Origin of the sequence: Bradyrhizobium sp. 164 (assembly GCF_023073715.1) — a bacterium.
Taxonomy (GTDB): domain Bacteria; phylum Pseudomonadota; class Alphaproteobacteria; order Rhizobiales; family Xanthobacteraceae; genus Bradyrhizobium.
Map to the genome: position 1 here is coordinate 60,877 of NZ_JADPKA010000073.1, position 11,918 is coordinate 72,794.

16 protein-coding genes are annotated in these 11,918 nt (G+C 63.9%); 1 reads left to right on the plus strand and 15 read right to left on the minus strand.

What is annotated here, in order from left to right; genetic code table 11:
* Positions 1–12: 12 nt before the first annotated feature.
* From IVB01_RS23535 to IVB01_RS23560, 6 genes are read right to left on the minus strand one after another with little or no spacing between them, the layout of a single operon-like run.
* Complete coding sequence (locus IVB01_RS23535; protein WP_247281368.1) at positions 13–903, minus strand: polysaccharide deacetylase; 891 nt, start codon at positions 901–903, stop codon at positions 13–15.
* Entirely contained in the window at positions 890–1,705 is an 816-nt protein-coding gene (locus tag IVB01_RS23540) for an ABC transporter substrate-binding protein (RefSeq protein WP_247281367.1), read from the minus strand. Before IVB01_RS23540 ends, IVB01_RS23535 begins: the two co-directional genes overlap by 14 nt.
* Before the next feature lie 14 nt (positions 1,706–1,719).
* Positions 1,720–2,484 carry an amino acid ABC transporter ATP-binding protein gene (locus IVB01_RS23545; RefSeq protein ID WP_247281366.1) on the minus strand — a complete coding sequence of 255 codons (765 nt, stop codon included), beginning with the start codon at positions 2,482–2,484 and terminating at the stop codon, positions 1,720–1,722.
* The gene (locus tag IVB01_RS23550; RefSeq protein ID WP_247281365.1) at positions 2,481–3,338 is read right to left on the minus strand and encodes an amino acid ABC transporter permease; all 858 of its coding nucleotides are present in this window, start codon (positions 3,336–3,338) and stop codon (positions 2,481–2,483) included. The genes IVB01_RS23545 and IVB01_RS23550 overlap by 4 nt, the downstream gene beginning before the upstream one ends.
* Positions 3,335–4,159, minus strand: a complete 825-nt coding sequence (locus IVB01_RS23555) for an ABC transporter substrate-binding protein (RefSeq protein ID WP_247281364.1) — start codon at positions 4,157–4,159, stop codon at positions 3,335–3,337. The genes IVB01_RS23550 and IVB01_RS23555 overlap by 4 nt, the downstream gene beginning before the upstream one ends.
* A 36-nt stretch (positions 4,160–4,195) precedes the next feature.
* Entirely contained in the window at positions 4,196–5,152 is a 957-nt protein-coding gene (locus IVB01_RS23560) for an N-carbamoyl-D-amino-acid hydrolase (protein ID WP_256464561.1), read from the minus strand.
* Between the two features lie 156 nt (positions 5,153–5,308).
* Between IVB01_RS23560 and IVB01_RS23565 the strand changes: the two genes are divergently transcribed.
* Positions 5,309–6,196 carry a LysR family transcriptional regulator gene (locus IVB01_RS23565; protein ID WP_247281363.1) on the plus strand — a complete coding sequence of 296 codons (888 nt, stop codon included), beginning with the start codon at positions 5,309–5,311 and terminating at the stop codon, positions 6,194–6,196.
* 89 nt (positions 6,197–6,285) lie between these two features.
* Here IVB01_RS23565 and IVB01_RS23570 read toward each other — a convergent pair whose 3' ends face one another.
* From IVB01_RS23570 to IVB01_RS23610, 9 genes are all read right to left on the minus strand, one after another.
* Entirely contained in the window at positions 6,286–7,224 is a 939-nt protein-coding gene (locus IVB01_RS23570; protein WP_247281362.1) for a dihydrodipicolinate synthase family protein, read from the minus strand.
* An 18-nt stretch (positions 7,225–7,242) separates the two neighbouring features.
* Complete coding sequence (locus IVB01_RS23575; protein WP_275974750.1) at positions 7,243–8,049, minus strand: amino acid ABC transporter ATP-binding protein; 807 nt, start codon at positions 8,047–8,049, stop codon at positions 7,243–7,245.
* The gene (locus IVB01_RS23580; protein ID WP_247281361.1) at positions 8,046–8,777 is read right to left on the minus strand and encodes an amino acid ABC transporter permease; all 732 of its coding nucleotides are present in this window, start codon (positions 8,775–8,777) and stop codon (positions 8,046–8,048) included. The genes IVB01_RS23575 and IVB01_RS23580 overlap by 4 nt, the downstream gene beginning before the upstream one ends.
* A 19-nt stretch (positions 8,778–8,796) precedes the next feature.
* A complete protein-coding gene (locus IVB01_RS23585; protein ID WP_247494922.1) occupies positions 8,797–9,024 on the minus strand; it encodes a hypothetical protein in 228 nt (75 codons plus the stop codon).
* On the minus strand, positions 8,979–9,632 hold the full coding sequence (locus IVB01_RS23590) for a transporter substrate-binding domain-containing protein (RefSeq protein ID WP_247494923.1): 654 nt from the start codon (positions 9,630–9,632) through the stop codon (positions 8,979–8,981). Before IVB01_RS23590 ends, IVB01_RS23585 begins: the two co-directional genes overlap by 46 nt.
* Positions 9,633–9,753: 121 nt before the next feature.
* The gene (locus IVB01_RS23595; protein ID WP_247281359.1) at positions 9,754–10,056 is read right to left on the minus strand and encodes a DUF4286 family protein; all 303 of its coding nucleotides are present in this window, start codon (positions 10,054–10,056) and stop codon (positions 9,754–9,756) included.
* Positions 10,057–10,067: 11 nt separating this feature from the next.
* Entirely contained in the window at positions 10,068–11,021 is a 954-nt protein-coding gene (locus tag IVB01_RS23600; RefSeq protein WP_247281358.1) for a dihydrodipicolinate synthase family protein, read from the minus strand.
* Positions 11,018–11,449 carry a MaoC/PaaZ C-terminal domain-containing protein gene (locus tag IVB01_RS23605; RefSeq protein ID WP_011086090.1) on the minus strand — a complete coding sequence of 144 codons (432 nt, stop codon included), beginning with the start codon at positions 11,447–11,449 and terminating at the stop codon, positions 11,018–11,020. Before IVB01_RS23605 ends, IVB01_RS23600 begins: the two co-directional genes overlap by 4 nt.
* Positions 11,450–11,452: 3 nt before the next feature.
* Complete coding sequence (locus tag IVB01_RS23610) at positions 11,453–11,809, minus strand: MaoC/PaaZ C-terminal domain-containing protein (RefSeq protein WP_247494924.1); 357 nt, start codon at positions 11,807–11,809, stop codon at positions 11,453–11,455.
* Positions 11,810–11,918: the final 109 nt, after the last annotated feature.

Consider the following 11,918-nt stretch of genomic DNA (forward strand, 5'->3'; position numbering starts at 1 on the left):
CGCCCATGCTCATCAGCGCGACTGACCCGCGGCTTCATGCTTCTGGAAGTTGCCTGCGATCGCCTCCCCGGTCGTGATCCACACGTCCGCGCAGGATTTGGCGTAGGTGAGAAACTCGCGCAGCAGGCGCAGCCGCATCGGACGGCCGCTGCACTGCGGATGCAGCACGGTCGTCACCATCGCGCCCCAATCGCGGACCTCGTCGAGTTCGTCCTTCCAGATCGAGAGCACATGCTCCTTCGGAAAGATCGAGCGCGGGCTGAAGCGTGCCGAGAGGCCGTGCATCCAGTCATCATAGCTCGCCGTGACCGGAAGCTCGATCGTGCCCGGGTTGCCGTCGGCGAGGCGGTGGCGATAGGGCCGGACGTCATCGCGGAACGAGGACGTATAGACGATGCCATGGCGTACCAGCGCCGTGCGCAGCTCCTCGGTGAACTCACCATAGGGCGCGCGGTAGCCGATCGGCTTGACGCCGAGCCGCCGCTTCAGCGCTTCAAAGCCCCGCTCCAGCTCGTCCTCGATCCAGGGATCTCCGGGGTCGGGCAGCAGATGGTGATAGCCGTGGTGGCCGATCTCATGACCGGCCTTGAGGATGGATTCGGCCATTGCCGGATGCGCATCGACCGACCAGCCGGTGACGAAGAACGTCGCCTTCAGGTCGAGTTGATCGAGCAGCTCCAGCAACTTCGGTGTGCCGACCCGCGCCTCATAGCCGCCATAGCTCATGGTGATCAGGCGCTGGGCGTGCACGGCGTCCTTGCTGGTCCAGGCGCTCTCAGCGTCGACATCGAACGACAGGAACATCGCCGACCCCCAAGGCTTCGGCCAGGGATAATTCGGTGCCGGGTCCGCGGTGTTCGCCGGGACGAGCGGGATGCTCTGGAGTGCCTTACTGTCCAGCATTGATGGTCGCCTTCTCTACGCCGTTGTCGTTCAGTTTCCACTTCACAAGCAGGCTGCGGTAGGTGCCGTCGGCGATCAGCGCGTCCAGCGCTTCCACAAAGGCCTGCTGCAACGCCTTCTCCTTGACCGGCAAGGCGATCCCGGTGAACTGCGCCGCGATCGCCTGCCCGACGGGCGCATAGGCGCCGGGCTCCTGGTCCATGATGTAGAGCAGCGTCTCGCTGCCCTGGACGGCCGCGTCGATCCGACCCTGCTTCAACTGCGTGCGCGCGTCAGCGGAGCCTTCGGTGCCGACGACCACGATCGCATTGCCGCCGCAATGCGCCGTGCTCCACGCCGCGATCTGGTCCGGGAACATGGTGCGGCGGCTGGCGCCGACCTTCTTGCCACACAGCGCCGCCATGTCCTTGAACTCGGCTGCACGGGATTGCTGCACAAAGAACTGCGGGCCGCTGCGCAGATAATCGACGAAGCTTGCCGCCTCATGACGCGTGGCATAATCGGTGAAGCCGGACAGGATCGCGTCCACCCGCCCCGACGAGATCGACGGCATGAACTGCGCAAAACTGGTCTCCTCCCACTCCAGCTTGATGCCGAGCTTGCGGCCAAGCGCCTCGCCCAGGTCGATGTCGAACCCGGCCAGCGCGTTGGTGACGGGATCGCGGAACTCCATCGGCGGATAGTTCGGCACGATTGCGACCTTGATAGTGCCCCGTTTCGTGATCTCCGCAGGCAGCTCGATCGCAAAGACCGGTCCGGCCATGATCAATCCAACTAAGCCCGCAACAACCAGCCTGATCATCAAAAGTGCCCCCATCAAATCACTGCCGCCAGAAATGCCCGCGTACGTGCCTCGCGCGGCGCCCCGAGAACGTCGGCGGCGCGCCCGGATTCCACAATCGCGCCATGATCCATGTAGACGACGCGATCAGCGACCTCGCGGGCAAAGCCAAGCTCGTGCGTCACCACCATCATGGTCATGCCGCTCTGCGCGAGCTCCTTCATGACAGCCAGCACCTCGCCCACAAGCTCGGGATCGAGCGCGCTGGTCGGCTCGTCGAACAGCATTAGCATCGGCTTCATCGCCAGCGCCCGGGCGATCGCCACGCGCTGCTGCTGGCCGCCCGAAAGCTGCGACGGATAGGAGTCCGCTTTCGTCGCAAGCCCGACGCGCCGCAGGAGCTCGATTGCCTCGGCGCGCACCTCGCCCGGGTTGCGGCCCTGCACCTGCACCGGTCCTTCCGTGATGTTCTCCAGCGCAGTCTTGTGCGGAAACAGGTTGAAGCGCTGGAACACCATGCCGGTTTTCAGCCGCTGCCGCGCGATCTGCCGGTCGGTGAGGCGGCGCAGCTTGCCGCCCTCCTCGCGGACGCCCAGCATCTCGCCATCCAGCCAGATACCACCGCTGTCGATCACGGTAAGCTGGTTGATGCAGCGAAGCAGCGTTGTCTTGCCAGAACCTGACGCACCGATCAGACACAGAACCTCGCCGGGCCACACGTCGAGCGAGACATTCCTGAGAGCCTGGAACTCTCCAAAGGCCTTGCTGACGGAGCGGATCGCGACGAGCGGTTTCGTCATCGGTTGATCCGTGCCGTTCCACGCGCAAAATGGCGCTCGAGCAGCATCTGCAGAGGCGTCAGGATCGATACCACCAGCAGATACCAGCAGCCGGCGACGATCAGAAGCTCGATGACGCGCGAATTCGCATAGTAGATATTCTCGGCGTTGTGCAGCACCTCGGGATACTGGATCACGCTGGCGAGCGAGGTCGCCTTCACCATGCCGATGAACTCGTTGCCGAGCGGTGGAATCACCACCCGCATCGCCTGAGGCAGGATAATCCGCCGCAGCGCCCGCAGCCGCCCCAGGCCGATCGCCTGCGCCGCCTCATACTGCCCGGCGTCGACCGACAGCATGCCGGCGCGCATCACTTCCGACGTATAGGCACCCTGGTTGATGCCGAGCCCGAGCAGCGCTGCGAGGAACGGCGTCATGACGTCAACGGCCCGCGCCGTCCACAGGCCGGGAATACCGATGGTCGGAAACACCAGCGCGAGGTTGAACCACAGGAGGAGTTGCAGGATCAGCGGCGTGCCGCGGAACAGCCAAGTGTAACCTGCAGCAACCGACTTCAGCACCGGATTGGGTGACAGCCGCATGATCGCCGCGACCGCGCCGAGGACGATGCCGAGTGCCATCGCGAGTACCGCCATCACCATGGTGTTGACGATGCCCTGGAGGATCACCTTCGCGGTCAGGAAGCGGCTGACATAGGACCATTCGATCTGGCCATTGGCAAAGGCGCGAGCGATCGCCGCAAGCACAACGACGATCGCGGCCGCAGCCAGCCACCGCCGCCAGTGGATCTCCCGCGCGATCTGCATCTGCGAGAGATCAGGAAAGCCTTCCGCCAGCGTCGGCGCCGCCCTCATTGCGGCGCCGCATTCATCAAGGGCTTGGAAACCGCGTTCGCGCCCAAACCGAATTTCTCGAGGATCTTCTTGTAGGAGCCGTCGGCGATCATCGCCGCCAGATGCTCCGTCACCACTTCGCGCAGTGCGACATCGTCCTTGCGGAACATGATGCCCTGATAGCCGATTGCAAAGGGCTCGCCGACGACACGGTATTTGCCAGCCTCCTGCGCCTGCGCAAAGGGCAGCGTCTCGCCGCCCTGAACTGCAGCGTCGATGCGGCCCTGCTTGAGCTGGTTGCGCACGTCGATCGAGTTCTCGCCCGGAACATACTGAATGGCCGGCTTGCCGGCGGTCTCGCAATTCTGCTTGCTCCATTTCTCGATCTCGATCGGGAAGCTGGTGCTGCGGGTGGTGCCGACCTTCTTGCCGCAGAGGTCGGTGGCGGCGGTCGCCTCATGGTCGGCCAGCACGAAGAACTGCGGTCCGGTGGTCAGATAGTCGATGAAGTCGGCGGTCTCGCGCCGTGAGGCGCGGTCGGAAATGCCGCTGATGATGAAATCGGCGCGCTTGGTCTGCAGCGACGGAATGAGCTCGGCGAACGGCGTCTCGCTCCAGACGATCTTCACGCCAAGCCGCCTGGCAAGCTCGTTGGCGAGATCGATATCGAGCCCGACCAGCTCGTTGGTTGCGGGATCGCGATACTCCATCGGCGCGTAGGTCGAATTAACAGTCAGTTTCAGCGTACCGGCCTGCTTGATCTCTGCTGGCAGTTCGGCTGCCGAGGCGACGGCCGCAGCAGCGAATGCGGCGAGCCCGAGGAAAAGCGAGAGGCGTATCATGTCAGCTCCTTTGCCAACGCTGCAACCGGCCGCGTATCAGTCCATGTCGAGAAGCGCCGGCTCGATGACGCCGGCGCGTTCGGTGATCGCCCGGTATTGCTCGGGCCGCCGGTGGGCCGCAAAATTGAACATCTTGTCCTTGCCCTGACGGCAGAGATCGAGATCGATGTCGGCGACGATGACTTCGTCGGCGAGGGTCTTCGCCTGTGCAACGATCCTGCCATTCGGATCGACGATGCAGGAGCCGCCGATCAGGCCGGAGCCATCCTCGTCGCCCGCCTTCGCCACCGCAATCGCCCAGGTCGCGTTCATGTAGGCGTTGGCCTGTGCGACGAGCGTCGAATGGAAGGTGCGCAGCGCGGCATCCTCGCTGGTCCCGCCGTTCGGATCGTAGGCCGCGGAGTTGTAGCCGATGCACACGAGCTCAACGCCCTGCAGGCCGAGCATCCGCCAGGATTCCGGCCAGCGGCGATCATTGCAGATCATCATGCCCATGATCGCGTGTCCCCACGCCGAACCCGTGCGGAAGGCCGGAAAGCCGAGATCGCCATACTCGAAATAGCGTTTCTCGAGTTGCTGATAGCGCGCGCCCGCCCGCGGCTCGACCGAGCCCGGCAGATGCACCTTGCGATAGCGGCCGATGATCTCGCCGACGTCGTCGACCAGGATCGCGCAATTGTAGCGCCGGCCATCTGCTGTCAGCTCGGCATAGCCGACATAGAAGCCGACGCCGAGCGCGCGGGCGCGGTCGAACAGCGCTTGGACAGCCGGGTTCGGCATGCCGCGCTCGAAATACTGATCGAGCCCATCGCCTTCGAGCAGCCAGCGCGGAAAGAACGTCGTGAAGGCCAGTTCGGGAAACACCACGAGGCGCGCGCCTTGTTCAGCCGCCGCATCCAACAGTTTCAACATGCGATCGAGCGTATGCGCGCGGGTGTCTGCTCTTTGCGTCGGCCCCATCTGGGCGGCGGCAGCACGAAGGACGCGGGTCAAACATTGCCTCCAAATCTAGCGGACTGCTGCCTCGTTAGGCGAACCGATTTTACGTTCGGCAGCACACTTTCCGCAGTGCATTACAAGAAAGCTGGACAGCATTGGCAATCACTCGTGCTATGATATTTTCGGCCAGACTATAACGGGCACGAATAGATGAACCTGCGTCAACTCGAAATTATGCGTGCGGTCGTTCGACACCGGACAACGGTCGCAGCAGCCGAGGAGCTGTCGCTCTCACAGCCAGCGATCAGCAACGCGCTGAAGGCAATGGAGACGCAGGCGGGCTTCGCCTTGTTCGAGCGCGTCAACAACCGCCTGTTTCCGACCGCGGAGGCGATGGCGCTCTACAAGGAAAGCGAGACGATTTTTGCGCTGCATGCCAAGCTGGAAAACCGCGTCCGTGACCTCAGGGAATGTCGCACTGGGCATCTGTCGATCGTCGCAACGCCGCCGCTGGCCTACAGCATCATCCCGCCCGCATTGTCGGTCTTCCTGCGTCGGCGACCGCAGACGCGGATGTTCTTCGACGTACGCCGCTATGAGGGCATCATCGACGGACTGCTGAGCCGGGTCGCCGAGCTCGGCTTCGTGCTCGGCTTCTCGCATCATCCAGGCATCGCGCATGAAGTGGTCCGCGCCGGCGAGATGGTCTGCGTCATGCCGCCGCAGCATCCGCTGGCGGACCGCGCGGTGATCACCGCGTCCGATCTCGTCGATCTACCCTTCATCGGGCTCGAGCGTGGAACACAGTTGGGTGAGGCCGTGCGCGCGAGTTTTGCTTCGGCCGGCGCTTCATTCCAGCCGACCGTCGAGGTGCGATACTGCAACACCGCCTGCGTGCTCGCCGCGGCAGGCATCGGCGCGGCGGTGGTGGATCCATTCTCGCCGCACCAGGCTGGAAATCAAGAGCTGGTCATACGCCCCTTCCTTCCCAAGACACCTGCGCTGGCATACATGCTGTGGTCGGAAGCGGAGCCGATCTCGCGTCTTGCAAGAGTGTTCCTCGATGAAGTCCGCCGAGCAAGCCGGCAGCTTGAATGATGAGGGCATCTTACTGCTGACTGCACAAGCCGACGTCGCACCTGGTCAGGCCGCCCGACTACGCGCGAAATCGTTCTGACGTACCGCCATCATCCGTGTCCGGCGATCCGCAAGGCAAGGTCGAGTGCCCGCAACTCATCCGGCGTCGCCGGCGGCTGCGGCGGCCGCACCGCGTCGCATGACAGACGTCCGAGCAGCTTCAGGCAGGCTTTGAGCCGCACCGTTGCCCGTCCTCCGGGCGGATCGCGGTAGATCGCACCTGCCAGGGGATACAGCTTCTCGTGCACTGCGCGAGCCCGCGGCCAATCGCCAGCCTCCGCCGCGATCCAGAGGCTGACCACTAGTTCCGGAACGACACAGGCGAGACTGACTTGGCTGCCGGCCGAGCCGACGAGATAACTCGTCAGCAGGTGCTCATCTCCCGAGCCGAGCACGACGAAGTCCGACCGCAGCTTGCGGATCAGCCTCAGATTCTGTTCGTAGGCAGCGACCTCCCAGCTGCCCTCCTTGATCGCGACGAAGCGAGGATCGGCGACGAGCTGCTCGAGCAGCGGCGATGCATAGGTCATCGCACCCGCACCGACCGGCGCGGCGTAGAGCATCAGCGGCACGGTCGTGGCATCGCGGATATGGCGGTGATGTTCGATAACACAGCCGTCGGCGTGACCGAGCGCCCAGCTATTGGGCGGAAAAACCAGCAGACCGTCCGCACCCGCCTGCTCCAGCGTGGCTGCCTCTCGCGCAGCCTCCGGGCTGGATTCATGATTGACGCCAGAGACGATCAGGCAGTCCTTCGGAGCGTGCTCGCTCGCCAGCTCCACCACGCGCTGCTTTTCAGCGAGGGACAGCACGAAATTCTCGCCGGCGTGGCCGTTGACCAGGAGTCCATTGATGCCGGGCGTGGACGCGACCGAGGCGAGATGCGCGGCGAGCTTTGCCTCATCGATCTCGAAATCGGGCGTCATCGGCACGATCGTCGCAGCATGAATGCCGCGCAGCCGATCTGCGAACGACCGCGAAATTGTCATCCCGCCGGACATCGCCGTCTAGTGAATGATCTGGTCGAGGAACGTCTTCGCCCGCTCGGATTTCGGATGGTTGAAGAAGTCCACCGGCGCAGCCTGCTCCACGACCTTGCCCTCGTTCATGAACACGATGCGGTCGGCGACCTCGCGGGCAAAGCCCATCTCGTGCGTCACGCACAGCATGGTCATGCCCTCCTCCGCGAGCTTTTTCATGGTCTCCAGGACTTCCTTGACCATCTCAGGGTCGAGCGCCGAGGTCGGCTCGTCGAACAGCATGATCTTGGGACGCATGCACAGCGCGCGTGCGATGGCGACACGCTGCTGCTGGCCGCCCGACAGCTGGCCGGGGAATTTCTCGGCCTGGTCCGGAATCCGGACCTTGGTGAGGAAATGCATGGCAAGGTTCTTTGCCTCCGCTTCCGACATGCCATTCACGGTCATCGGCGCCAGGATGCAATTCTCCAGCACCGTCATGTGCGGGAACAGGTTGAAGCTCTGGAACACCATGCCGGTGTCGCGCCTGACCACATCGATGTTTTTGCGCTGGCGATCGAGCTCGACGCCGTTGACGTAGATCAGGCCCTCGTCGTGCTTCTCGATGTGATTGATGCAGCGGATGAGCGTCGACTTGCCCGAGCCGGACGGACCGCAGATCACGATCTTCTCGCCTTTGGCGACCTTGAGATCGACCTCATTCAACGCGGTGAAGTCGCCATAGTGCTTGTAGACGGCCTCCATCCGGACCGCAGGCACCTCACGGAGCTGCGGTTGCGCTGTTGCACCTTCGACGCCGCTCCCCATAGCGGTATTCATCGATGTCTCGCTCATGCGCGAGCCTCCACGCTCGCCTGCACAACCGGCCCCCTCGCGTCGAGGCGCCTCGACTTCGCAGCACTCGACCGACCAAAGTGCTTCTCCAGCCGGCGTTGAATCGCATCCCAGACCGAGGTGAGGATCAGGTAATAGGCGGTTGCCGCCGCATAGACTTCGAGGATTTGGAAATGCTCCTGCATCAGCATGTCGCTGCGGCGCATGAGCTCTTCCACCGAGATCACGGAGGCGAGCGAGGTCGCCTTCAGTAGCGAGTTGATGGAGTTGCCGAGCGGCGGGATCATCAACCGGAACGCCTGCGGCAAGGTCACGCGGCGGAACGTGACCCAGGGCGACAGGCTGAGCGCCCAGGCGGCCTCGCGCTGTCCTGCCGACACCGCCATGAAGCCGCTGCGCACGATCTCGGCGAGATAGGCCGCCTCATTGAGGATCAGGCCGACGAGTGCGCAGGTGATCACGCTGAACTTGATGCCCAGCTGCGGCAAGCCGCTGTAGATCACCACCAGCTGGATCAGCAGCGGCGTGCCGCGGAAGAACCAGATGTAGAAGCGCGCAGCGCCCGCGAGCGCCGGATTGGACGACATGCGCAGCAACGCGACGCCCATGCCGAGGATCAAGCCGCCGACGACCGCCGCCACCGTCAAGCCGATGGTAACGAGCACTCCCTTCATCAGGAAGTAATTGAAGAAGTAGCTGACGGCGGCCGTCGGACTGAAATGGCTCATCGGCTCGTCTCCGTAGATCTCAGGCCGGACCCGGGCCGGCGATCGCAAGCGGCTGGTCGGCCGGCATGCTGGTCAGGCCGAACTTGTCGAACAGCGCCTGGTAGCTGCCATCGGCCCGCATAGCGTTCAGCGCCTTGACGACGGCATCGACCACCATCTTGTTACGGAAGCCGAGCGTCGTGCGCGCGGTGCCGAGCCCGCTCAGCACTTCCTTGACGCGGCCCCGGCTGGTGAGATCGCGCGCCACGCTATCCACGAGCAAGGCGTGTCGACCTGTCCCGCCAGCAGCGCGCTGACGACGTTGGTGGCAGTGGGAAACGTCCGCATCTCGACGGCGGCTCCGCCTTTCGCCACGCTGGCATCGCTGAGCTTCTTGAGCCAGTTCATCTGGTAACTGCTGACCTCGACGGCGGATGATTTTCCGATCAGATCATTTTCGGTAGCAATTTTTGTGCCGCTGTCGGGGGCCACCACGACAGAGATCGCCTGGATCGCGTAAGGCACCATGTACATCAGCTTGGAACGCTCCTCGGTCCAGAACATCCCGGTATCGATGCCGTCGATGCGGGTCGCGTTGAGGGCGGGAATCATTGCCGGAAAATCCATCCGGACGAGTTCGACCGGAAGACACAACCGCTTGCCGAGCTCGGCGGCGAGCTCGACGTTGAGGCCCTGCAGCTGGCCGTCCTTGTCGACGAATTGCTGCGGCGGATTGGTCGGGTTGATGGAGAGCTGCAACTTGCCGGGCGCGATCAGATTGTCGTCGGTGATTGTGGGCGTACAGGCGGCATGCACCGCCGTGGATGCGAGAACGAGTGCGGCAACAGCACCCAAGCGAAGCAGTGTCGAGACCATGGATACCTCCAGTAACACGCCAATAACTGATGCAGTTCCTCGCCCGGAATTCCCCTCGACGTTTCTTGGATGCGGCCGGCCGGATCTCGCGACACGGCAGGCAGCGTCGTCTTCGATCTGCTCAAGCCGGTCCCGACATCGGCCTGAGCTGGATGCGCATGAAGTTCTTCACCAGGGATTCGAACGGACCGAAGCCCTTTACCCTCAGGAATTCCGGCGTCTCGAATGCCCATCGCCCCGCGACTTCGTACATCGCGGCGTATTTCGGCCCGTCGCCGATGGAGACGAAGCGCTTTGCCGAGAGCCAGCCGGGACAGGCGAGCAGATCGGGGAAATGCCTCTGCTCGTACCAGGCGTTGAACGCAGCCTCGTGCTCGGGGTCGATGTCGACCCGCACGATATGGATGAAGGCTTCGTCCAGCATCGTCTCGTTCCTCATGCCGGACGGATGTCGCCGGCTGCGCGCGCCACACCGACCGTCGTTACAATGGCATCGCACAGCGCAGGTAGAACCGGCAGCAGCGGCGGCCGCGGATCGGCATTGCGGATCAGGCCGAGCGCCTTGAGCCCGACCTTCATGCGCGTGTGCATGTCCATGATCGGCGCAGGCCCGTAAATGGCGCGGACGATCGGATAGAGCCGCTCGTTGACGGCGCGCATCGCCTTGAGGTCGTCGGCGAGCGAGGCCTGCCAGAGCGCTGCGAACAGATGCGGCGCGAGGCTGACGAGGCCGGAGAGAATGCCGTCGCCGCCGACGGCGAGCTGCGGCAGGAACCAGTTGAAGTTCGACGGCAGGATCGCCACGGATGGATCGGCCAGCTTCACCGCCCGCCGGTTCTCGTCATAGGCCAGCATGGTGTCGCTGCCCTCCTTAATGGCGATGACCCTGTCGAGCGCGGCGATCTTGGCCAAGGTCTCCGGCGAGTAGCCAAATCCCGATGCGAGCGGATACTGGAAGATCGACACGGGAATTCCGATCGCGGAGGCGACCGCCTGCACGAAAGCCATTGGCGCGCGCGAGGTCGCCGACGCTCCGCCGCCGAGCGGTGCGGGCGGGAACAACACCGCGCAGTCGGCACCGGCAGCCTCCGCGAGCTGTGCCTGATGGATCACTTCCGCGGTGGAATGCGCGATGATGCCGGCCAATAGCGGCTTGCCGCCGATCTGCCGGCGCGTCCGCTCGATCACCGCCTGACGCTCGTCATCCGAGAGCGATCCACCCTCGCCGGCATGTCCATTGACGAACACCGCCGCGATGCTGTCAGGGCAGGCGCAATAGTCCAGCACGCGGGCATAGCCGTCCCAGTCGATCGAGCTGTCGTCCCTGAAGGGCAGCACGGTCGCGACCGTGACGCCACGCAAATCCGGTTTCTTCATCGCCTTGCTCATGACGGTTTCCGCCGCGGAAATTTCAGGCTCGCGCGCGCCTTCAGCACTTCGAGGCCACCTTCGTTGCGCGCGCTCGCTTCCCAGATGATGGTGCGGGTCTCGTCGTGCTGCTCGGCGATCCAGACGTCGAAGGTGAGCGTATCGCCGTAGAACACGGGACCGGTGAACCAGAACCGGTCCTCCACCGACACGCCGATAGTGCCGACCAGCTCGCTGGTGAGGATGCTAGTGCAGAGTCCCGCAACCATGATCCCCGGCGCCAGCCTGCGGCCAAAGCGCGTCGCGCCGGCATAGACCTCATCGACATGAACGGGACCGAAATCGCCGGTCGCGGCGATATAGAGCGCGCCATCGGCCTCGGTGATGGTCTTGCTCAGGCTGACCCTGTCATTCACCTTGAGATCGTCGAAGGATTTCGGCTCGTACATGGCTTAGGCCCTGGCAAAGGGAACCAGCGTCGCGGTGCCGTCCACCACGGTGGCACCTGAGGGCGACAGCGTGCAGGTGACGCGACAGACCGCGTCGTCGCCGTCAACCGAAACGATCTCGGCCCTGGCCTCGACGGAGTCGCCGACGATCACGGGCGCGGCAAAATTCAGCGCGATGCTGCCGATCCGCCGCGTGGGACCACCGAGCTGGCTGAGGCACGTCGTAGCGAGACCTCCGACCGCGAGTTCGAAGGCGATCATATTCGACGCGCCAGCTTTCTTGGCGCGGACGGCATCGACATAGAGAGCGCCGAGATTGCCGCTAATGCCGGTGAACATCGCCTGCTCGGCCACGGTCATGGTCTTGCGGCAACGCGGTGCTGACTGACGGTCTGTCCGCGGTGGAAGCGGCCTGTGCCGAAGCGCTCAGTCACAGCGTCCATTCCGCCGATGTCGTTCTCAATATCCT